The sequence below is a fragment of the Mesorhizobium sp. RSR565B genome (genome assembly GCF_054719465.1).
The window spans coordinates 2,063,331-2,082,482 of the sequence record NZ_JBTTIE010000001.1; the positions used below are offsets into that span (position 1 = coordinate 2,063,331).

Annotated in this window: 24 protein-coding genes; 7 read left to right on the plus strand and 17 right to left on the minus strand. The window is 62.7% G+C overall.

Annotated elements, in window-relative coordinates; genetic code table 11:
• Positions 1–71: 71 nt before the first annotated feature.
• The 12 genes from ACYG9R_RS09875 to ACYG9R_RS09930 form a co-directional block, all read right to left on the minus strand.
• Entirely contained in the window at positions 72–587 is a 516-nt protein-coding gene (locus ACYG9R_RS09875; protein WP_023823979.1) for an SRPBCC domain-containing protein, read from the minus strand.
• On the minus strand, positions 565–924 hold the full coding sequence (locus tag ACYG9R_RS09880; protein WP_023672338.1) for an ArsR/SmtB family transcription factor: 360 nt from the start codon (positions 922–924) through the stop codon (positions 565–567). The genes ACYG9R_RS09875 and ACYG9R_RS09880 overlap by 23 nt, the downstream gene beginning before the upstream one ends.
• A gap of 75 nt (positions 925–999) precedes the next feature.
• A complete protein-coding gene (locus ACYG9R_RS09885; protein ID WP_023823980.1) occupies positions 1,000–2,091 on the minus strand; it encodes a 3-deoxy-7-phosphoheptulonate synthase in 1,092 nt (363 codons plus the stop codon).
• 89 nt (positions 2,092–2,180) lie between these two features.
• Positions 2,181–2,306, minus strand: a complete 126-nt coding sequence (locus ACYG9R_RS09890; protein WP_280800225.1) for a hypothetical protein — start codon at positions 2,304–2,306, stop codon at positions 2,181–2,183.
• A 257-nt stretch (positions 2,307–2,563) separates the two neighbouring features.
• Complete coding sequence (locus ACYG9R_RS09895) at positions 2,564–2,986, minus strand: type II toxin-antitoxin system VapC family toxin (protein WP_023823981.1); 423 nt, start codon at positions 2,984–2,986, stop codon at positions 2,564–2,566.
• Positions 2,983–3,246, minus strand: coding sequence for a type II toxin-antitoxin system Phd/YefM family antitoxin (locus ACYG9R_RS09900; protein WP_023672335.1), 264 nt, complete (start codon positions 3,244–3,246; stop codon positions 2,983–2,985). The genes ACYG9R_RS09895 and ACYG9R_RS09900 overlap by 4 nt, the downstream gene beginning before the upstream one ends.
• A 71-nt stretch (positions 3,247–3,317) precedes the next feature.
• Complete coding sequence (locus tag ACYG9R_RS09905; protein WP_023823982.1) at positions 3,318–4,112, minus strand: SDR family oxidoreductase; 795 nt, start codon at positions 4,110–4,112, stop codon at positions 3,318–3,320.
• A 30-nt stretch (positions 4,113–4,142) separates the two neighbouring features.
• Positions 4,143–5,138, minus strand: a complete 996-nt coding sequence (gene iolG, locus ACYG9R_RS09910; protein ID WP_023703752.1) for an inositol 2-dehydrogenase — start codon at positions 5,136–5,138, stop codon at positions 4,143–4,145.
• Positions 5,139–5,251: 113 nt separating this feature from the next.
• Positions 5,252–6,034, minus strand: coding sequence for an ATP-binding cassette domain-containing protein (locus ACYG9R_RS09915; protein ID WP_027049093.1), 783 nt, complete (start codon positions 6,032–6,034; stop codon positions 5,252–5,254).
• A 2-nt stretch (positions 6,035–6,036) separates the two neighbouring features.
• Entirely contained in the window at positions 6,037–7,113 is a 1,077-nt protein-coding gene (locus tag ACYG9R_RS09920; protein WP_023823983.1) for an ABC transporter permease, read from the minus strand.
• Positions 7,114–7,274: 161 nt separating this feature from the next.
• Positions 7,275–8,216 (minus strand): sugar ABC transporter substrate-binding protein, encoded by a 942-nt coding sequence (locus tag ACYG9R_RS09925; protein WP_023684065.1) that lies wholly within the window; start codon positions 8,214–8,216, stop codon positions 7,275–7,277.
• A 372-nt stretch (positions 8,217–8,588) separates the two neighbouring features.
• Positions 8,589–9,620 (minus strand): LacI family DNA-binding transcriptional regulator, encoded by a 1,032-nt coding sequence (locus tag ACYG9R_RS09930; protein WP_023684066.1) that lies wholly within the window; start codon positions 9,618–9,620, stop codon positions 8,589–8,591.
• 174 nt (positions 9,621–9,794) lie between these two features.
• Here ACYG9R_RS09930 and ACYG9R_RS09935 point away from each other — a divergent pair, with 174 nt between their 5' ends.
• From ACYG9R_RS09935 to ACYG9R_RS09945, 3 genes are all read left to right on the plus strand, one after another.
• On the plus strand, positions 9,795–10,898 hold the full coding sequence (locus ACYG9R_RS09935) for a fatty acid desaturase family protein (protein ID WP_460221821.1): 1,104 nt from the start codon (positions 9,795–9,797) through the stop codon (positions 10,896–10,898).
• A gap of 85 nt (positions 10,899–10,983) precedes the next feature.
• Complete coding sequence (locus ACYG9R_RS09940) at positions 10,984–11,298, plus strand: MocE family 2Fe-2S type ferredoxin (RefSeq protein WP_023672328.1); 315 nt, start codon at positions 10,984–10,986, stop codon at positions 11,296–11,298.
• Between the two features lie 4 nt (positions 11,299–11,302).
• Entirely contained in the window at positions 11,303–12,532 is a 1,230-nt protein-coding gene (locus ACYG9R_RS09945) for an NAD(P)/FAD-dependent oxidoreductase (RefSeq protein ID WP_031199371.1), read from the plus strand.
• Between the two features lie 134 nt (positions 12,533–12,666).
• On the opposite strand, the gene ACYG9R_RS09950 is transcribed toward ACYG9R_RS09945, so the two are convergent.
• The 5 genes from ACYG9R_RS09950 to hslV all read right to left on the minus strand — a co-directional run bounded on the left by ACYG9R_RS09950 (position 12,667) and on the right by hslV (position 16,890).
• A complete protein-coding gene (locus ACYG9R_RS09950) occupies positions 12,667–13,623 on the minus strand; it encodes a DUF1402 family protein (RefSeq protein ID WP_023702085.1) in 957 nt (318 codons plus the stop codon).
• A 276-nt stretch (positions 13,624–13,899) separates the two neighbouring features.
• The gene (gene hslU, locus ACYG9R_RS09955) at positions 13,900–15,213 is read right to left on the minus strand and encodes an ATP-dependent protease ATPase subunit HslU (protein WP_023672325.1); all 1,314 of its coding nucleotides are present in this window, start codon (positions 15,211–15,213) and stop codon (positions 13,900–13,902) included.
• A gap of 1 nt (position 15,214) precedes the next feature.
• Complete coding sequence (locus ACYG9R_RS09960; protein ID WP_023672324.1) at positions 15,215–15,817, minus strand: DUF2585 domain-containing protein; 603 nt, start codon at positions 15,815–15,817, stop codon at positions 15,215–15,217.
• A 4-nt stretch (positions 15,818–15,821) separates the two neighbouring features.
• Positions 15,822–16,349 carry a GNAT family N-acetyltransferase gene (locus ACYG9R_RS09965; protein ID WP_023744924.1) on the minus strand — a complete coding sequence of 176 codons (528 nt, stop codon included), beginning with the start codon at positions 16,347–16,349 and terminating at the stop codon, positions 15,822–15,824.
• Positions 16,339–16,890 carry an ATP-dependent protease subunit HslV gene (gene hslV, locus ACYG9R_RS09970; RefSeq protein WP_023672322.1) on the minus strand — a complete coding sequence of 184 codons (552 nt, stop codon included), beginning with the start codon at positions 16,888–16,890 and terminating at the stop codon, positions 16,339–16,341. The genes ACYG9R_RS09965 and hslV overlap by 11 nt, the downstream gene beginning before the upstream one ends.
• 237 nt (positions 16,891–17,127) lie before the next feature.
• Between hslV and hisB the strand changes: the two genes are divergently transcribed.
• The 4 genes from hisB to ACYG9R_RS09990 are packed head-to-tail and all read left to right on the plus strand — an operon-like array spanning position 17,128 to position 19,152.
• Positions 17,128–17,727 carry an imidazoleglycerol-phosphate dehydratase HisB gene (hisB, locus tag ACYG9R_RS09975; protein WP_023672321.1) on the plus strand — a complete coding sequence of 200 codons (600 nt, stop codon included), beginning with the start codon at positions 17,128–17,130 and terminating at the stop codon, positions 17,725–17,727.
• Positions 17,728–17,731: 4 nt separating this feature from the next.
• Positions 17,732–18,208 (plus strand): DUF2628 domain-containing protein, encoded by a 477-nt coding sequence (locus ACYG9R_RS09980; RefSeq protein ID WP_023672320.1) that lies wholly within the window; start codon positions 17,732–17,734, stop codon positions 18,206–18,208.
• Position 18,209: 1 nt separating this feature from the next.
• Positions 18,210–18,860, plus strand: a complete 651-nt coding sequence (gene hisH / locus ACYG9R_RS09985) for an imidazole glycerol phosphate synthase subunit HisH (RefSeq protein WP_023672319.1) — start codon at positions 18,210–18,212, stop codon at positions 18,858–18,860.
• 1 nt (position 18,861) lies between these two features.
• Complete coding sequence (locus ACYG9R_RS09990; RefSeq protein ID WP_023672318.1) at positions 18,862–19,152, plus strand: DUF1330 domain-containing protein; 291 nt, start codon at positions 18,862–18,864, stop codon at positions 19,150–19,152.

Consider the following 19,152-nt stretch of genomic DNA (forward strand, 5'->3'; position numbering starts at 1 on the left):
CGCTTGCGGATCACTGTCCCGGTCTTTTCGTCGTCGAGGGCGGCAGCAACCCGTCCCGGAGATCGATGACGTCATGACCGCCTCACGCTCTCGCCCAAGACGACGAGAAGCTCGTCCAATTGCTCGAACGTCTCGCCCATCGCATCCGCCGCCCCGGTACCGGCCGCGTCGAGAGCCTCCTTCGAGGGATAGAGTTCGTGCATGACCAGCAGCGTATTGCCACCCTTTTCCTCGAAGGTCAGCGTGGTGACGGGTCCACCGTCACCACCTTCGTCATTGGTCCAGACAAGGCGTGAGTGCGGTGTCACTTCGATATACCTGCCGAAGAATTCGTGAAGGTCCGAGGCGTCGTGGCCGAACACCAGGCGGTACGTGCCTCCGGTACGAGCATCCATCTCACATGAACGCAGGAACATGCCCATCGACTTCGGCACCCACCACTGCTTGAACAGCTCGGGCTTCGTCCACGCCTCGAACACGATGCGCGCCGGAGCGTTGACTGTTCGCGTGACGACCAGCTCGCGCTCGGACTTCCGTTCGACCGTCGTGCGGTTGTTCGTGGGCTCACTCTCGGTTCTTTGGCGCATCGGCTTTCTCCTTCCGTTTCAATTCCTCGACAACCTTGTCCAACTCGTTGAAGCGTGCGTCCCAGAGCAGGCGGTGCCGCTCGATCCAGGCCGCCTCTTCCTCCAGTCCGCGCAGGCCGAGCTTGCAGGTCCGCACGCGGCCAACCTTCTGCGTGGTGACGAGCCCCGCCTGCTCCAGGACGCCGACGTGCTTCTTCATGCCCGTGAGGGTCATGTGGAACTTTCCGGCAAGCTCGGTGATCGAAGCGTCTGCGCGTCCGAGCTGCTCCAGAACGCCACGCCGGGTGGCGTCCGAGAGCGCGGCGAACGAGGAATCCAAGTCGGTATACTGAACCATACGGTTCAGTATTTAGCAGACCGGTTGCCGGGGTGCAAGGGGAGCCGCAGCGTCCTTCCCGCGCATCGCCTCGTATCAGGCGGCGCCCGGCCGGTTCTCCATCATGGCGCGGCGGGCTGAGCGGCGCCATTCTACGGCGCCGGCGAGGCCGTGCAGCACCGTCTCTGTGGTCGCCCAGTCGATGCAGCCATCTGTGATGCTCTGGCCATAGACGAGCGGCTTGCCGGGCACGACATCCTGACGGCCGGCAACGAGATTGCTCTCGATCATGAGGCCGATGATGCGTTCGTCGCCCGCCGCGACCTGACCGGCGACATCCGCCGCCACCTTGGGCTGGTTCTCCGGCTTCTTGGCCGAGTTGGCGTGGCTGACATCGATCATCAGACGGGGGGCGACGCCGATGCGGGCAAGTTCGACCGAGGCCGCCTCGACGCTCGCCGCATCGTAATTCGGCTGAACGCCGCCGCGCAGGATGACGTGGCAGTCCTCATTGCCGGTAGTAGTCGCAATGCCGCTGCGTCCGCCCTTGGTCACCGCCATGAAATGATGCGGCTGGGCGGCGGATTTCACCGCCTCGGCGGCGATCCTGAGATTGCCGTCGGTGCCGTTCTTGAAGCCGACCGGGCAGGACAGGCCGGAAGCCAGTTCGCGGTGGATCTGGCTCTCGGTGGTGCGCGCGCCGATGGCGCCCCAGGCGACGAGGTCGGCAATGTATTGCGGCGTCGTCATGTCGAGAAATTCGGTGGCCGAGGGCAGGCCGAGATTGTTGACCGCCGACAGCACGTTGCGCGCCATCCGCAGCCCCTTGTCGATGTTAAAGCTGCCGTCGAGATCGGGATCGTTGATAAGGCCCTTCCAGCCGACAGTCGTGCGCGGCTTTTCGAAATAGACCCGCATGACGATCTCCAACCGGTCGGACAGGGTCTCGCGCAGCGCCACTAGCCGGCTGGCATAGTCAACGGCCGCGACCGGGTCGTGGATCGAACACGGGCCGACGATGACAAGCAGCCGGTCGTCGGTGCCGTTCAAGATGGCATGGGTGGCGTTGCGTGATGCGCTCACGGTGCGCGTTGCCGTCAGCGTGCGCGGGATCTCCCGCATCACCTCGTCCGGCGTACTCAATTCTCGGATTTCCTTGACCCGAAGATCGTCTGTGGTGGTCAACACGGCTTTCTGCTCCTGTTTTTAGGAGACCTGCCGGCTGATACAAAAAAGCCGCCAGGTCTGGCGGCTGTTCGGACTTGTTGCTGCAATCTTCAGATCGAGCGCAATCCTCCCGCCGCCAGCGAGCTCGTAAAGTACCAATAGGTGGCGGTCAGGTTGATCATGAGGTTCATATAGTCGATGCCGAGGCGCTTGTCACGTGGGGTATGCGGAGACAATTCGGGATTGGCCGAATCCTCGCGATTTCGTCATCCCTGGGCGGAGCAGGAGCGAAGCTCCGTCGCGGAGACCCTGGGATCCATTCCGTGACCTGGGCCGTGGAGTGCGGCAGAGCAGAATTCTGGACCGTAGCAGCGCTCTGAAGTCGCGGCATGGATCCTCGGGTCTGCGCTGCGTCGCCACGCTCCTTGCTCCGCCCGTGGATGACGAAGTGCCGGCGGTTCGCCAATCGCCAACACGTATAACGCGGAGCGGCTCATGCGGTCCAGGGATCGAAGAGTTCAAGCCCAAAGCCTTCGAAATCTTTCGTATTGCACGTTGCCAAGGTGAGCTCGTGCGCAATCGCAGTGGCTGCGATCAGGCCGTCCATCGACGACAGACCACGACCGCGGCGCTTCGCAAGACCCATCAGGTCGCCCCAGGCCAAGGCAACCGCATCGTCCACCGGCAAAACCCGCTGTTCGAAGCGCTGGGGCAGGTCCCGGGCGAGCGATTCGGCCAGCGCCTCGCGTTTGCGGCCCTCATCCATCAGAGAGACGCCGCGCCGGATCTCGGCGATCGACACTACGCTGATGAAGGAGCGGTCCTCATCAAGCTCGTCCAGCCAGCCCAGGACACGTGCGTCAGGCGCTGGCCTCGTCACCTCGGACAGGACATTCGTGTCGAGCAGCAGTCTCACTGCGGCAGGTCACGCGGTTCGTCGCGCTGACGTTCAAGCTCGAGATCGGCGCCGCGCAGCGGCGAGTCCAGCAGGAACTCGGCAAGCGTACCCTTGCGTGCGATCTTGCGCTGCCATTCCTCGGCCGAGACGACAACCACGCTTGGTTTGCCGTTCTTGGTGATCGTCTGCGGCAAGGACTGTGCGCGCTCGATGACCTCGGAGAGCCGGGCTTTTGCCCCGGCAACCGTCCAGTTGGTGTCTTTGGATGACGTTAGCATCGCATGCTCGTGACTAGCCTGACTATCAGGACTATGTGGGAATGGCGATGTTGCTGCAACAGGGTTTGAGGCTACTCCGGCGAGGTCCCCGCGACGTTCTGGTCGTAGTCAACCAGCGAGCCGGTCATGACACCGGATTGCGGGCTGGCCATGTAGCTGATCAGCCGCGCCAGTTGGTCGGGCTTCACCAGTTGGCCCATGGGCTGGCCGGCCTCTGCCTTTGCCAGCCAGTCGTCGGAGGCACCGTGCCATTTCTTCTGCACGATGTCCTCGCCCTCGGTGTCCATCCAGCCCGGCAGCACGGCGTTGCAGCGGATGCGGTTGAAACGATAGGCGTTGGCGACGTTCTTGGTCAGCGTCGCCAGCGCGCCCTTGCTCGAGGAATAGGGCGCAAGGAACGACTGGCCGCAATGTGCCGACATCGACAGCACGTTGACGATCGAGCCCGGCGCCTTCTTGTCCAGCAGATGCGCCACCACGCCCTGCATCAGGAAGAAGGGACCACGCACATTGGTGTGGAAAATCTGGTCGAAGGTCTCCTCGGAGGTTTCGACCAGCGACCCGCGCGCGGAGGTGGCTGCGGCGTTGACCAGCGCGTTGATGGTGCCGAAATGCGAGACGGCGGTGGCGACGGCACGCTTGCAGTCGGCCACCTTCGAAACGTCGGCGCTGATGAAGATCGCGTCGACGCCGGCCTTCTTGAAGTGGGCGACCGCCTTGTCGCCCTTCTCCTGCGAGCGGCCGATGAGCGCCAGCGCTTTGCAGCCCTCGTCGGCCAGCGCTTCGGCGACGGCAAAGCCGATGCCTTGCGCGCCGCCGGTGACGATGGCGCGCGTCTTCGAATTGCGATCGGCGGATGTGCTCATCGCTCTGCTCCTGTGCCTTGGTTCCGGTTCTTACTTGTCGAGACGGACGGTCTTGCCCGATGTCGCCGACTTCAGCGCGGCATCGGCCAGTTTTAGCGCCACGAGGCCGTCGGCGCCGCTCGGCGATGCCTTCTTGCCCGAGGTTGCAGCAGTGATGAAAGCGGCAATCTCGATGGCGTAGGCGTCGAGATAGCGGGTCATGAAGAAGTCGTGCAGCGGCGGGCGCGTATAGCCCTTCTCATTGGCGACCTCGATCGACACCGGCCGCTGGTTCTCGGCGGCGACCATGCCCTTGGAGCCATGCACCTCGATGCGCTGGTCGTAGCCATAGGTGGCGCGGCGCGAATTGGAGATGACGGCCTGCTTGCCGGACGCGGTTTCGAGGATGACGCTGACCGAATCGAAATCGCCGGCCTCACCGATCTTCTCGTCGACCAGAACCGAGGCATGGGCGCTGACCGCGACCACCTCTTCGCCGAGCAGGAAGCGCGCCATGTCGAAATCGTGGATGGTCATGTCGCGAAAGATGCCGCCCGAGCGCTTGATGTAGTCGACCGGCGGCGCACCTGGATCGCGCGAAGTGATGGTGACCATCTCGACCTTGCCGATCGCGCCGTCGTCGATCGCCTTGCGCACGGCGGCGAAATGCGGATCGAAGCGGCGGTTGAAACCGACCATCAGCGTCGCCTTGGCCTTGTCGACCACGGCAAGGCATTTCTCGACACGCTTGACGTCGAGGTCGATCGGCTTCTCGCAGAAGATCGCCTTGCCGGCCTTGGCGAAACGCTCGATCAGATCGGCATGGGTGTCGGTCGGCGTGCAGATGACCACGGCGTCGACGTCCTTGGCCTTCTCGATCGCGTCGATGGTGCGCACTTCGGCGCCATAGGCGGTTGCCAACTCGGTCGCCGCCTTTTCAAAAGCGTCGGCAACGGCCACCAGTCTGGCCTGCGGGTTGGAGCCGACGGCGCGGGCATGGACCTTGCCGATGCGGCCGGCACCGAGGAGGGCGAAACGAACAGTCATGGGGTATTTCCTCTAGGGGGATGGGTTCGAGAGAGTTGTGTCTCCACCTTCCTTTTGAGAAAGGTGGCAAGATAATTTTTCGAGCACGCCAGAAAACAGGATGACCATCCTGTTCAGGCCGCGAGTTCCGCCTCCCCGGTCTTGGCGCCGGTGATGTAGGAGACGATGTCGTTGCCGTCGGTGTTTTCCTTGCGCAGGTTGGCGACGATGCGGCCGCGCCGGAAGACGACGATACGGTCGCACAGGTCGAACACCTGGCGCATGTTGTGGCTGATCAGGATCAGCGGTTCGCCATTGTCCTTCAGCGTGCGGATGATGTTTTCGACCTGCGCGGTCTCCTGCACGCCAAGGGCTGCCGTCGGCTCGTCCATGATGATCAGCTTGGAGGCGAAGGTCGCCGTCCTGGCGATGGCAACGCACTGGCGCTGGCCGCCCGACATGTGGCGGATGGTGTTGGAGAGGTTGGGGATTTTCACTGCCGTGCGGATCAGCGCCGCCTCGGTCGCCTTGCGCATGTATTTGCGGTCGAGGATCGAGAACGGCCCGAGATTGAACAGCACCTTTTCGCGGCCGAGGAACAGGTTCGACGGCACGTCGAGATCGTCGGCCAGCGCCAGATTCTGGAACACGGTCTCGATGCCCGCCGTGCGCGCTTCGATCGGCCCGGCAAAATTCACTTCCCTGCCGTCGAACCAGATCTGGCCGCTGGTGCGTTGCTCGACGGCGGTGATCTGGCGCACGAAGGTGGATTTGCCGGCGCCATTGTCGCCCATGATGGCGACATGCTCGCCCTTGCGCAGCTCGAAATTCGCGCCTTCCAGCGCATGGACGCCGCCATAGCGTTTGGTCAGGTTTTCGGTCTTCAGGACGATGTCTGTCGTGGAGATATCTGGCATGGTCAAGCCCTCAATGCCCGCATGCGCTGGCGCCATTGGTCGAGAACGACCGCGCCGACGATGATCACGCCCTTGACCATCTCCTGATAGTAGGCGTCGAGGCGCAGGAAGGTGAAGCCGGAAATTATGACGCCGAAGATCAGCGAGCCGATCACGGTGCCGACGATCGAGCCGCGGCCGCCCGACAAAGAGACGCCGCCGATGACCGCCATGGCGATGGCGTCGAGCTCGTACATGAGGCCCATGCCGGACTGTGCTGTCAGGTTCTTGGAGGAGAGCACGACGGCGGCCAGCGCGGCGAGGATGCCGGCAATGACATAGACGAGGATCTTGTGGTTGGCGATCTTGATGCCCGACATGCGCGCGGCATCCTCGTTGGAGCCGATGGCGTAGCAGTGCTTGCCGTAGCGTGTGTAGGTCATGATCAGCTGGAACAGCACCGCCAGCGACAGGAAGATGATGACCGGCATCAGGCCCTTGCCGATACCAGCGAAACTTTCGGTCGGAAACGAGATCGGCTGACCCTTGGACCACCATTTGGCAATGCCGCGCGCGGTCACCATCATGCCGAGCGTGGCGATGAACGGCGGAATGCGCGTGTATGCAATCAAGGAGCCGTTGACGAGACCGGCGAGCAGACCGCAGCCGATGGCGACCAGTACCGGCACGATGACCGGCAGGTCGGTCCAGCCTTGCGCCAGGAACATCGCCTTGGGGTTGGGGTTACCGTTGACCGTCGCCACCTGGGCAAAACTCATGGCGATCATGGCGGTGGCGCCGACGATCGAGCCCGAGGACAAGTCGATGCCGCCGCAAATGATCACCTGAGTGACGCCGATGGCGATGATGCCGACGATCGACACCTGCAGGATGATGATCTGCAGGCGGGCCTCATTGAAGATCCCGGCGACGTTGTCGCGCGTGTTGAACAGGAAGCTGTCGCCAAGAAAGATGCGGCCGATCAGTTCGAAGATGACGACCAGAATGACCAGCGCCAGGAAGACGTTGAATTCGGCCGGCCATGTCCGCCTCTTCGCGTCATAGCTGACCCCGCCGACGCCATGAGATGTCTGTGACATGCCTTGTCCTCCGTGAGGCCGCATTTGCCCTTCCGCCCCTCAGGGCGGTGGGGGAAACGGGAGCGGCGCGGTTGCGCCGCTCTCTTGTTTGTTTGTCGCAATTCCGGACGGAAAACCGCTTCACACTTTTTCCTGGAATTGCTTACGCGTGAGTTGCCGGCTCAGTTCTTCTTCAGGAACTTGTCGATGTTGGCCGGCGTAACCAGCTGGAAGGGCACGTAGACCTTGTGCTCGACCTTCTCGCCCTTGGCGAGCTTCAGTGCCGCGTCGAGCGCGCCGGCGCCCTGGCCGGCCGCATCCTGGAACACGGTGGCATCGAGGTCGCCGGCCTGCATGGCGGCAAGCGCGTCCTGCGTGGCGTCGACACCGCCGACGACGACCGTCTTCATGTCGATGTTGGCGGCCTTCATCGCCTGGATGGCGCCGATGGCGCTTTCGTCATTGTTGGCGATGACGCCGTCGAACGGCTTGCCGGTTGACAGCCAGTTGGTCATCAGGTTCTGCGCTTCGTCGCGGTTCCAGTTCGAAGTCTGCTTGTCGATGATCTTGATGAAGCTGCACTCCGGCGTGGCGATCACCTCTTCGATGTCCTTGGTGCGCTGCACGGCGGCCTGGTTGGAAAGCTCGCCCATGATGACATAGACATTGGCTTCCTTCTTGCCGGCCTCGGTGAACAGGCGGCAGACTTCCTTGGTCTCGAGCGTGCCGGAATCGGCCTCGTTCGACGCGACGAAGGCCTGGTTGTCCGGCAGCGTGTCGACATTGACCGGCTGGCGGTTGACATAGACCAACGGGATCTTGGCGGCTGCGGCGGCGTCCGACATCGCCTGCGTGGCCGAGGTATCGACCGGGTTGACGATGATGGCGTCGACGCCCGAGGCGGCGAAGTTCTTGATCTGGTCGAGCTGCTTGGCGACGTCGTTCTGCGCGTCCTCGACCTGCAGTTCCACGCCGCTCATGCCCTTGGCCTGCTCGATCATGCCGTTGCGCAGCACGGTGAGGAAGTTGTCGTCGAACTTGGCCATCGACACGCCGACCTTGGCGGCAAAAGCGGACGAACTCATCAGCGCCGCAAAGGCGACGCCCAAAATCAGTTTCTTCATTGTGTTTCTCCTCCACATTGGTGTCCGGCTGCACCGATCTACCCGGAATCCCCGATAGCCCGAGGAATCTCTCCCTGATGCCTTCCTGTTCCGTATGGCGTTTTGTCCAAGGGATGGAACGCCAGGCTCCCAGTTTGAAACAGATGTTCCGGAACGAAAGAACCAAAATACCAATCTGATGAAATATTTATTCCATTTTTTCGCGAGACGTCAAGAGCGATTCCTAAGTCGGAAAGCGGATTTTCGGTCGCCGCGCCGCAATTTCACGTCGAATCGAGGCCGACAGCGGCCCAGGCCGAGTCTGAAGGCAGAATCTGATAGATTCTATCATCGCCGGAGAGCCCGCGCCGAACGGGTCGGCGCGGCAACGCGTTAGATATTTTCCGGCAGATAGATGTCGAAGGGCAGAAAGGTCTGGCCCGGCGCGTTGGCGGCGCCGGCCTCGATGGAATGCGCCATCAGGTCGACAAGCTCGCGGCACAAGGCGGCGAGCGGCGTCGAGATCACCATTGTCAGGATGTTGTCGGCGAGTGCCGCGCGCGATTCGGCGTTGATCTCGTTGCAGACGACCACCGGCATGTTTGCGGGCTTCGCTGCGCGCAGCGCCGACACCGCGCCTTCCATGCCGCCGCCGGCGACATAGCAGCCGGCAAGATCCGGATACCGCACCAGGAGATCGATCATCGCATCGTGGGTGACCTGGTTGGCTTCCAGATTGACCAGCGTTTCCATCACCGTGAAGTCCGGCGCATGTTCGCGGAAGAAGGAGCGAAATCCGATCTCGCGCAGTTCATGGCCGTGGAAGCGATGACTGCCGACGAAAAGGGCGACCTTGCCGGGGTTCTTTGCCGCCCTGGCGATCATCCAGGCCGCGGTGCGACCGACCTTGCGATTGTCGAGGCCGACATATCCCTCACGGATGCCAGCGGCAAAGTCGGACAGCAGCGAGAAGACAGGTTGCCCCCTCGCTTTCAGCGACTCCACGACCGCCGTCAGCGTCGGATGGTCCGGACCGACAACGGCGATTGCTCTGGATTTCGCTGCCAGCTTGCGCATCTGGGCGGCGATCTCGTCGGCGGCTAGCGAGCTGGCGAAATCGATGGTGGCGACGCCGCGGAAGCGCTGCGATTGCGAGACCGCCATTTCTAGCTCCCTCGCGAAATCGCCGTAAAAAACATCATTGCCCCGCAGCAGCAGAAAGCCGAGGCGGTATTCCGGCAATTCCTGGCGCATGCGCCGCTTGATCAGCCCGGCGGCGTGGTAGCCGATGCCGGTCGCCGCCTCATAGACGCGGCGCGCGGTTTCCTCGCGCACCGGCAGCCGGTTGTTCAGCACCCTGTCGACAGTGGCGACGCTAACGCCGGAGATGCGCGCCAGATCGGTGATGGTTGGCCGTTTTGCCATGACTGTCCCGCATGAGTGCCTGCAACTGCTTACATCGTTCTGATGGAAAATGATAGAAACTATCTTTGTGATATTGAGACTATCACCGCATGGCGCTATTTTGCGCTCGGACACAGGCGCCTGTAATGGACATATCCGTCCTGACGGATGCTGTGGCCGACGGAGGCAGCCCCTATGGAAGCGACACTATCCACACCACCGTCCCGGCGCGACTACAGCCTGATCGGCCGCGATTCCAAGCTCGCCGTCGAGACCGGCCTGTCGGCGGCCGAGTGGTATCACACCGATATTCCGCGCAAGCAGATGAAGGAGCTGATGCAGCGCTCCGATGGGCCGGCGATCCGCGACACCACGATCTGGCTCGCCGCGCTGATCCTGAGTGCCGCCGGCGGCGCCTGGTTCTGGGGCAGCTGGTGGTGCGTGCCGTTCTTCTTCGTCTATGGCGTCCTCTACGGCTCGTCCACCGATTCACGCTGGCACGAATGCGGCCATGGCACTGCCTTCCGCACGCAGTGGATGAACGACGCGGTCTACCAGATCGCCTGCTTCATGATCATGCGCAATCCGGTGACCTGGCGCTGGAGCCACACCCGCCACCACACCGACACCATCATCGTCGGCCGCGACCCGGAAATCTCCGTTATGCGGCCGCCGGATCTGTTCCGGGTCGCGCTTGGCTTTATCGGCGTGCTGGATGCCTGGCATGCGATGTCGGACATGCTGCGCAATGCCGCCGGCAATATCAGCGCGGCGGAAAAGACTTTTATCCCCGAACAGGAGCAGCCTAAAGCCATTCGCATCGCCCGCATCTGGACGGCGATCTATGCCGTGACGATCGCGCTGGCGCTTTATTTCGGTTCATGGCTGCCGCTGATGCTGGTCGGGCTGCCCCGGCTCTACGGCGCCTGGCATCATGTCATGGTCGGCCTGCTGCAGCATGGCGGGCTCGCGGAAAATGTCATCGACCACCGGCTGAACAGCCGCACCGTCTACATGAACCCGGTCAGCCGCTTCATCTACTGGAACATGAACTATCACGTCGAACACCACATGTTCCCGATGGTGCCCTATCATGCGCTGCCTAAACTGCATGCGCTGATCAAGCACGATCTGCCGGCGCCGACGCCGTCGATCCTGGCCGGCTATCGTGAGATGATCCCGGCCTTTTTGCGCCAGCTGCGCAACGAGGACTATTTCCTCAAGCGCGAACTGCCGCCAACGGCGCGGCCCTATCGCGAGGAACTCCACAACGACGCCGTCGCCGCCGCGGCGGAATGATCGCGCGATTAAGCTTTTGTTTTGACGCAACTCCGAACGGAAAACCGCAACGCACTTTTCCTGGAATTGCTTTTGGGAGGAACACATGAGCGACTGGATCGAAGCCTGTGCTGCCGGCGACATCGACGAAGAAGATGTGATGCGCTTCGACCATGGCGGCCGCACCTTCGCCATCTATCGCAGCCCTGACGACGATTATTTCGCCACGGATGGCCTGTGCACGCACGAAAAGGTGCATCTGGCCGACGGGCTGGTGATGGACGACATCATCGAGTGCCCCAAGCACAATGGCCGCTTCAATTACAAGACGGGGGCGGCACGGGGCGCGCCGGTTTGCGTCAATCTCGCCACCTATCCGGTAAAGGTCGAGGCCGGCAAAGTGCTGATCCAGATCGGATAGGACCATGCAGGCGGGAATGGTCATCATTGGCGCCGGCGAGTGCGGCGGGCGGGCAGCGCTGACACTGCGCGAACTGGGCTATGACGGGCCGGTGACGCTGGTGGGTGACGAACCCCATCTGCCCTATGAGCGGCCGCCCCTGTCCAAGGACGCAATGACGAGCGACGCGGCCGAGATCAAGACGATCGCCAGCGACGAAATTCTGGCCGAGAAATCGATCCGGCATATCCATTCCGTTCAAGCGGTGGCGATCGACCGCCCGGCGCATATGGTGCGGCTGTCGGACGGTTCGGCCCTGGCCTACGACAAGCTGCTGCTGGCGACCGGCTCGACACCGCGCAAGCTGCCGATGCCGGGATTGGGGTCGCGCTGCGTCTACCTCCGCACCTTTGCCGACGCGCTGGCCATTCGCGCCCACCTCAGCCCGGCAAACCGCATCGCCATCATTGGTGGTGGCTTTATCGGCCTGGAGCTCGCCGCTTCGGCGCGCAAGCTCGGGGCCAGCGTCACGGTCATTGAGGCGCAGCCGCGCATCCTCATGCGCGGGGTGCCGGCGGAGATCGCTGAAATCATCCATCAGGCGCATGAGGCCGAAGGCGTGACCGTGCTCACCGGTCAGGGCATCGCTGATATCGCCGACGACGGCGCTGAGGTGCACATCATGCTCGCCGATGGGCAGGACATCGTCGCCGATCTCGCCGTCATCGGCATCGGCGCCGTGCCGGTGACCGGGCTTGCCGCGGAAGCGGGCCTGACCGTCGATAACGGCATCGCCGTCAATGGCGAACTCCAAACAATCGATCCCGACATCTTCGCCGCCGGCGATTGCTGCTCGTTTCCGCTCGCTGTCTATGCTGGCCGGCGGGTGCGGCTGGAAGCCTGGCGCAATGCGCAGGAACAGGGTGCGCTGGCCGCGAAGAACATGCTGGGCGCCCGCGAAGCGCATGCCGCGGTGCCATGGTTCTGGTCGGATCAGTATGGTTTGTCGCTGCAGATCGCCGGCCTTTCGGACGAGGGCAAAAGCACGGTCCGCCGCGATCTCGGCGACGGTGCTTTTATTCTGTTTCATCTGGCCGAGGATGGCAGGCTGGTGGCGGCGAGCGGCCTCGGTACGGGCAATGCCGTGGCGCGCGACATCAGGCTGGCCGAGATGCTGATCGCGAAACGGGCACAGCCGGCGCCGGAGGCGTTGGGGTCGCCGGATGTGAAGCTGAAGTCGTTGCTGGCAGCGTGAAGGGCTGACTTACCCTCCCCCTTGTGGGGAGGGTCGCTGCGAAGCAGCGGGGTGGGGGTGCGGCACCGGCCCCCACCCGGACCTGCGGTCCGACCTCCCCACAAAGGGGGAGGTAGACGGCTGAGCTAAGCCCGCTAAAACAGCGCCTTCAGCTCGTCCAGCTTGTCGTTGACCAGCCAGCCGTAATAATTCTCCTCGGGCAGTTTGACCGTCTCACCCGCCGCGCGGCGCTTGTCGTTCTCTGCTTTCAGCGCATAGGCGCGCTGCTCGGGATTGCCGACATTGTAGAGCGTGGCGGTCAGCCCCGGATTGCCTGAGATGTCGAAGCCGGCAATGTTTTTGTAGGCGTCGATCGACTTCCTGATCGTCGCTGCGACGTAGGGCAATGTCAGATCCGGATCCATGATGGTCTTGTAGACCCCATTGGGATCGCCGACATCGAGTTCGGGCAGCCCCGACACCTTGTGCACGAGATCGCTCATCTGCAGCGCGGTCAGCGGGTTGAGCTGGCCGAGGCCAAAGGTCTGGCCGGCATAATAGGGCTGGAAGAAGGTTGCGCCGAAGCGGTCGTTGGGAAAGCTTGTGCCGCCGACGGTCTTGCCGCGGAAGGAGCGGTTCCACACCTGTTCGCGGCATTCCCACAGGTCGTAGCTGTCCGACATCGTGCATTTCTTGAATTCCGGCCGTTGCACGAAATCGGTGATGTCCTCGCCGTCATAGGCGAAGGACAGCTTGCTGGAGAGGTAGGAAATCGCCTTGACGTAGTAGGTCTGCAGCCGGTCGTAGGCGTCGACATTGTAGGTGTGCTCGCCGACGATGGCGCCGACGATGTGCAAAGGATTGATGCCGTAAGCGGCAGAGGCCTTCCTGATCTTGGCGCGCAGTTCGGCGTCGTTCTGAAGCAAGGCGTAGACCTTGCGGTATTTGGCCTGGAAGGTGGTGTTGGTCGCCTGGGTGCGGCGGCTCGAGGCGCCCGGTATGTCAGGTTGCACGGCATTGCGGTTGCCCGCCGGCACCAATGTCGCCGCGTCAGCCGCGAACAGCGTCGCCGCCAGCGTCAAGCCGAGAATGAGCAGGATCAGTTTTTTCATGCGCCGCCGCCTAGAGAATTGCCGCGCAAATTAGGTAAAGCTCCCGGTCGAGTCGAGAGCGCCCTTGCAGCCAGCAAGACGAAAGGTGGCCGCATGATACCATCCGGCCACACACGATGATGTTTGCCGGAAACTGTTGCCTAAGCATCGGCCCAAAAATCGAAACCGATTTTTGGAAAGTCCGATGCGTCGATTCAATACTGTTAGAGCGACCTTTGCGCGTCCAAAGGACGCGCGGCGCTCTAATACCGGCGCCGGATGAACCGGCGCCCTCGTTTAAAGGATGAATCGCGACAAATCTGTGTTTCGCGAGAGGTCGCCGACATGCTTTTCCACATAGGCGGCATCGATGGCGACGCTGGTGCCGTTGCGGTCGGGCGCGTCGTAGGAGATCTCGTCTAGCACGCGCTCCATCACCGTCTGCAGGCGTCTCGCTCCGATGTTTTCGACGCTAGCGTTAAGGTCGACAGCGATGCCGGCCAGCGAATCGATGGCATCGTCGGTGAAGGTGAGGTCGACGCCTTCGGTCTTCATCAGCGCGATATACTGCTTGATGAGGCTGGCCTCGGTCTCGGTGAGGATGCGAATGAAATCGTCCTTCTCCAGCGCCCGCAACTCGACACGGATCGGCAGGCGGCCCTGCAATTCCGGCAACAGGTCGGACGGCTTGGAGACATGGAAGGCGCCCGAGGCGATGAACAGTATGTGGTCGGTCTTCAACGGTCCGTATTTGGTCGCCACCGTCGTGCCTTCGATCAGCGGCAGCAGGTCGCGCTGCACGCCTTCGCGCGAGACGCCGGCGCCCATGCCGCCTTCGCGCGAGGCGATCTTGTCGATCTCGTCGAGGAAGACGATGCCGTCATTTTCGGTCGCGTCGAGCGCCCGGCGCACCACCTCGTCCTGGTCGAGCAGCTTGTCGGACTCGTCGTTGACCAACAGCGCGTAGGACTCCTTGACCGTCGTCTTGCGCGCCTTGGTCTTCTTGCCACCCATCGCCTTCGACAGCATGTCGTTGATGTTGAGCACGCCGATATTGGCGCCCGGCATGCCGGGGATCTCGAAGCCGGGCATGCCGCCGGTGCCGGTGTCGGCAACCTCGATCTCGATCTCCTTGTCATCGAGCTCGCCGTCGCGCAGCTTCTTGCGGAAGGAATCGCGGGTCGCCGGGCTCGCCGTCTTGCCGACCAGGGCTTCCAGCACGCGCTCCTCGGCATTGAGGTGCGCGCGCGCCTTCACGTCCTCGCGCATCTTCTCGCGCACCAGGCCGATGGCGATCTCGACCAGGTCGCGGATGATCTGCTCGACATCGCGGCCGACATAGCCGACTTCGGTGAACTTGGTGGCCTCGACCTTGACGAAAGGCGCACCGGCGAGCCGCGCCAGGCGGCGCGAGATCTCGGTCTTGCCGACGCCGGTCGGGCCGATCATCAGGATGTTCTTCGGCATCACCTCTTCGCGCATCTGGCCTTCCAGCTGCTGGCGGCGCCAGCGGTTGCGCAAGGCAATGGCCACGGCGCGCTTGGCGTCCTTCTGGCCGATGATGAAGCGGTCGAGTTCCGAAACGATTTCACGGGGAGAGAAGGTGGTCATATCACTGAATTCCACTTTGCCACTGCTTGATGGACTCGAACGGATGCAGCAGCATGATCACGTTGAGCGTCAGATTGTCCCGGATGAGGTAGCCGACACCCAGTTCGAAGATGAGGGCGAGGCCGACGACCACCCATATAGGTAGCTTTCTGGCCATCACAAACCCCAGCACCATGGCCAGCGTGTCGGACACCGAATTGATGATCGAGTCGCCATAGTAATCCAGCGAAATGGTGCCGGCGCGGTAGCGCTCGATGATGAACGGGCTGTTTTCCAGGAGTTCCCAGCCGCCCTCGATGACGACGGCGAATGCCAGGCGCAGACCGATTGGCGAGCGCGGGAACAGGAACCAGGCCAAGGCGTAGAACAGGAAGCCGTGGATGATGTGCGAGAACGTGTACCAGTCGGAAATATGCTGGGAATTCTCCGAACTGTTCACCACACCGTGCCAGAGTTTGACATAACCGCAGGTGCAGATCGGCGTGCGGCCCATGCCGTAAAGCGCGCCGGCCTGGAAGATGAGCAGAGCGAGCACGAGCAGAAGCCCCATCCGCCAGCTGTCTTCGTAGGCCGAGTAATTTTTGGCAGTGCCCGGTGTCGCCATCAACTCATTCCCCTTCTTCCGCGTCGCTCTCTTCGGCATCGACGGCCATCAGCACGACGTCCCCATATCTAGAGTGTCTGCGATCGATAGCCCTGAAGCCCGCTTTTTCATAGGCGCGGATGGCGCGGCCATTGTCGGGATGCGGATCGATGATGACGCGTGGCGCGCCTTCCTCGAACAGTTGCTCGACGAATTGCCTGACGATCGCCGAGCCATGACCTCTGCCGACCAGGTCCGGCACGCCGATCGACAGGTCGATGCCGAGCGTGCCAAACGGCTGGTCGGCATAGGGATGGCCGTCTTCCAGATGCGGATCGTAGCTCTGCAGATAGGCAATCGGCCTGCCGTCGAGCTCGACGATCAGCGGCTCTACAGAAATAGAGTCGATGTGCTCCCGGATTTCGGCGATTTCCGTCTCCGGATCGTCCCACCATTCGGCGACATGCGGCTCGGCCAGCCAGCCGGCGATCATCGGCAGGTCTTTTTCGGTAACCGGTCGAAAATCATAGAGCACCGGCGGGTTAGCCGGCATCGAGCGTTTCGACAACAAAGTTGTTGTTGGTATAGACGCAAATGTCGGAGGCGATCTGCATCGCCTTGCGGGCGATCTCCTCGGCATCCTTGTCGCTGTCCATCAGCGCGCGGGCAGCGGCCAGCGCATAGTTGCCGCCGGAACCGATGGCCATGACGCCGAATTCGGGCTCCAGCACGTCGCCGGTGCCGGTGAGCGCCAGCGAAACCGACTTGTCGGCCACCAGCATCATCGCTTCCAGCCGGCGCAGATAACGGTCGGTGCGCCAGTCCTTGGCGAGCTCGACGCAGGCGCGCGTCAACTGGTCGGGATATTGTTCGAGCTTGGCTTCCAGCCGCTCCAGAAGGGTGAAAGCATCCGCCGTGGCGCCGGCGAAACCCGCAATGACATTGCCGCCTTTGCCGATGCGGCGCACCTTTTTGGCGTTGCCTTTCATGATGGTCTGGCCAAGGCTGACCTGGCCGTCGCCGGCGATCACCACCTTGTTGCCCTTGCGCACCGTCACGATGGTCGTGGCGTGCATGCTCAGTTCATTCGACATTTTTAGCTCCGATTCGCGCGATCCCGATAAGGCGATTGGCGCGCGGTACGAGTGATTTCGATCGGCCATATGTATGCATGGGGCGGGTGATTGCAAACGGCGTCCGCCATGGCCGGTGGCTGTCCGCATCGCAACTGGCAATCGCCGGATCATGCTGCTAGAAGGCTTTCGTTTTCAAGCAAATGACAGCTTGGAACCCCGTCTTGAGTTTCGAACCCCTCAGCCAAGGACAAGGTCATGGCGTCCCGTTCCGCCGAAGTCAGCCGCAAGACCAAGGAAACCGAGATCAGCGTCTCGGTCCATGTCGACGGCACCGGAAAATCCGACATGTCGAGCGGCGTCGGCTTCTTCGACCACATGCTGGACCAGCTGTCGCGCCACTCGCTGATCGACATCACGGTGAAGGCCAAGGGCGACCTGCACATTGACGACCACCACACGGTCGAGGACACCGGCATTGCGATCGGCCAGGCGCTGGCCAAGGCGCTGGGCGAGCGGCGCGGCATCATGCGCTACGCCTCTGTCGACCTTGCCATGGACGAGACGCTGACGCGGGCCGCGATCGACGTGTCGGGCCGTCCGTTCCTGGTCTGGAATGTCGCCTTCTCGTCGCCCAAGATCGGCACGTTCGACACCGAACTGGTGCGTGAATTCTTCCAGGCGCTGGCGCAGAATGCCGGTATCACGCTGCATGTCACCAATCATTATGGCGCCAACAATCACCATATTGCCGAGACCTGCTTCAAGGCGGTGGCGCGCGCGCTGCGTTTCGCACTGGAGCGCGACCCGCGCCAGCCGGAAGCGGTTCCCTCCACCAAGGGATCTCTGAAAGGGTAGGCTGATGGCCATCTATGTCGTGATGGAACCGCCAGGCCGCACCGAGGCGGCCGACGCAACCGTTTTGGTCCGCGACGGTTTTTCCTGGCTGGCTTTCCTGGTGGCGCCGCTGTGGCTCGCCTGGCACAGGCTGTGGATCGAGGCGGCGCTCGCCTTCGTCGCCATGGGGCTCATCTCGGTGCTCGGCCAATGGCTGGGACTGGACTGGGCCGGCTCCGCACTGTCTTTACTGGTCTCGCTCTATATCGGGCTGGAAGGCCAAGGGCTGCGGATCGCAGCGCTGCGCCGCCGCGGCTGGCATGAATGGGGCGTCGTCGAAGCCGACAATCCTGACGATGCCGACATCCGCCAGACACTGGACGCCCAGGCGCTTGCCGACGAGCCGGCGCCGCTGCCGCGCATCGTGCCGGACGCCAGCCTGGCCCGGCCGACGCAGACCGGGCTGACGCTGGGCCTGAGCCATACGCCGGGAAAAGCCTGAGATGCGGGTTGCCATCATCGATTACGGGTCGGGCAATCTGCGCTCGGCCACCAAGGCCTTCGAGCGCGCCGCGCATGAAGCCGGCATTGCCGCTGCCATTGAGCTAACCGCCGACGCCGAGCGGGTGCGCAGCGCCGACCGAATCGTTTTGCCCGGCGTCGGCGCCTATGCCGATTGCGCGGCGGGCCTGCGCGGCGTCGCCGGCATGTGGGAAGCGGTGGAAGAGGTAGCGATCGCCAAGGCGCGGCCGTTCCTCGGCATCTGCGTCGGCATGCAGCTGATGTCGCAGCGCGGCCTGGAAAAGACCGTGACCAAGGGCTTCGGCTGGATTGCCGGCGACGTCAAGGAGATCACGCCCGCCGATCCGGCACTGAAGATCCCGCAAATCGGCTGGAACACCATCGATCTGGAGCGCAAGCACCCGCTGTTTTCGGGTATTGCGACCGGGCCTAAGGGTCTGCACGCCTATTTCGTTCATTCCTACCATCTCGACGCGACAAGGCCGGACGAAGTGCTGGCCGTCGCCGATTATGGCGGCCCGGTAACGGCGGCGGTCGCGCGCGGTAACCTTGCCGGCACGCAATTCCATCCGGAAAAGAGCCAGGCGCTCGGCCTGGCACTGATCACCAACTTCCTGCGCTGGAGGCCTTGAGATGAGCAAGAAGGGCTACTGGATGGCGATGGTCGATGTGACCGATCCGGAAAACTATCCGAAATACATCGCCGCCAACAAAGCGGCGTTCGACAAATACGGCGCGAAATTCCTGACGCGAGGCGGTCAGTCGTCAAGCCCGGAAGGGCCATCCGGCAATCGCCATGTGATCGTCGAGTTCGAAAGCTACGAGGTCGCGCTGGCTTGCTTCCATTCTCCCGAATACCAGGCAGCGCTGAAATTCCGGCGCGCTTATTCGACCTCGCATTTCGCCATTGTGGAGGGGGTCTGA

Excerpts from the sequence above, each read along its gene's own strand:
- ACYG9R_RS09925 (WP_023684065.1), bottom strand. The coding sequence starts at position 8,216 with ATGAAGAAACTGATTTTGGGCGTCGCCTTTGCGGCGCTGATGAGTTCG.
- hslU (WP_023672325.1), bottom strand. The coding sequence starts at position 15,213 with ATGACCACCTTCTCTCCCCGTGAAATCGTTTCGGAACTCGACCGCTTC.
- ACYG9R_RS09935 (WP_460221821.1), top strand. The coding sequence starts at position 9,795 with ATGGAAGCGACACTATCCACACCACCGTCCCGGCGCGACTACAGCCTG.
- ACYG9R_RS09920 (WP_023823983.1), bottom strand. The coding sequence starts at position 7,113 with ATGTCACAGACATCTCATGGCGTCGGCGGGGTCAGCTATGACGCGAAG.
- ACYG9R_RS09915 (WP_027049093.1), bottom strand. The coding sequence starts at position 6,034 with ATGCCAGATATCTCCACGACAGACATCGTCCTGAAGACCGAAAACCTG.
- ACYG9R_RS09930 (WP_023684066.1), bottom strand. The coding sequence starts at position 9,620 with ATGGCAAAACGGCCAACCATCACCGATCTGGCGCGCATCTCCGGCGTT.
- ACYG9R_RS09880 (WP_023672338.1), bottom strand. The coding sequence starts at position 924 with ATGGTTCAGTATACCGACTTGGATTCCTCGTTCGCCGCGCTCTCGGAC.
- ACYG9R_RS09980 (WP_023672320.1), top strand. The coding sequence starts at position 17,732 with ATGGCCATCTATGTCGTGATGGAACCGCCAGGCCGCACCGAGGCGGCC.
- ACYG9R_RS09945 (WP_031199371.1), top strand. The coding sequence starts at position 11,303 with ATGCAGGCGGGAATGGTCATCATTGGCGCCGGCGAGTGCGGCGGGCGG.
- ACYG9R_RS09960 (WP_023672324.1), bottom strand. The coding sequence starts at position 15,817 with ATGGCGACACCGGGCACTGCCAAAAATTACTCGGCCTACGAAGACAGC.
- ACYG9R_RS09965 (WP_023744924.1), bottom strand. The coding sequence starts at position 16,349 with ATGCCGGCTAACCCGCCGGTGCTCTATGATTTTCGACCGGTTACCGAA.
- ACYG9R_RS09990 (WP_023672318.1), top strand. The coding sequence starts at position 18,862 with ATGAGCAAGAAGGGCTACTGGATGGCGATGGTCGATGTGACCGATCCG.
- hslV (WP_023672322.1), bottom strand. The coding sequence starts at position 16,890 with ATGTCGAATGAACTGAGCATGCACGCCACGACCATCGTGACGGTGCGC.
- ACYG9R_RS09875 (WP_023823979.1), bottom strand. The coding sequence starts at position 587 with ATGCGCCAAAGAACCGAGAGTGAGCCCACGAACAACCGCACGACGGTC.
- ACYG9R_RS09900 (WP_023672335.1), bottom strand. The coding sequence starts at position 3,246 with ATGCTAACGTCATCCAAAGACACCAACTGGACGGTTGCCGGGGCAAAA.
- ACYG9R_RS09905 (WP_023823982.1), bottom strand. The coding sequence starts at position 4,112 with ATGAGCACATCCGCCGATCGCAATTCGAAGACGCGCGCCATCGTCACC.
- ACYG9R_RS09950 (WP_023702085.1), bottom strand. The coding sequence starts at position 13,623 with ATGAAAAAACTGATCCTGCTCATTCTCGGCTTGACGCTGGCGGCGACG.
- hisH (WP_023672319.1), top strand. The coding sequence starts at position 18,210 with ATGCGGGTTGCCATCATCGATTACGGGTCGGGCAATCTGCGCTCGGCC.
- ACYG9R_RS09940 (WP_023672328.1), top strand. The coding sequence starts at position 10,984 with ATGAGCGACTGGATCGAAGCCTGTGCTGCCGGCGACATCGACGAAGAA.
- hisB (WP_023672321.1), top strand. The coding sequence starts at position 17,128 with ATGGCGTCCCGTTCCGCCGAAGTCAGCCGCAAGACCAAGGAAACCGAG.
- iolG (WP_023703752.1), bottom strand. The coding sequence starts at position 5,138 with ATGACTGTTCGTTTCGCCCTCCTCGGTGCCGGCCGCATCGGCAAGGTC.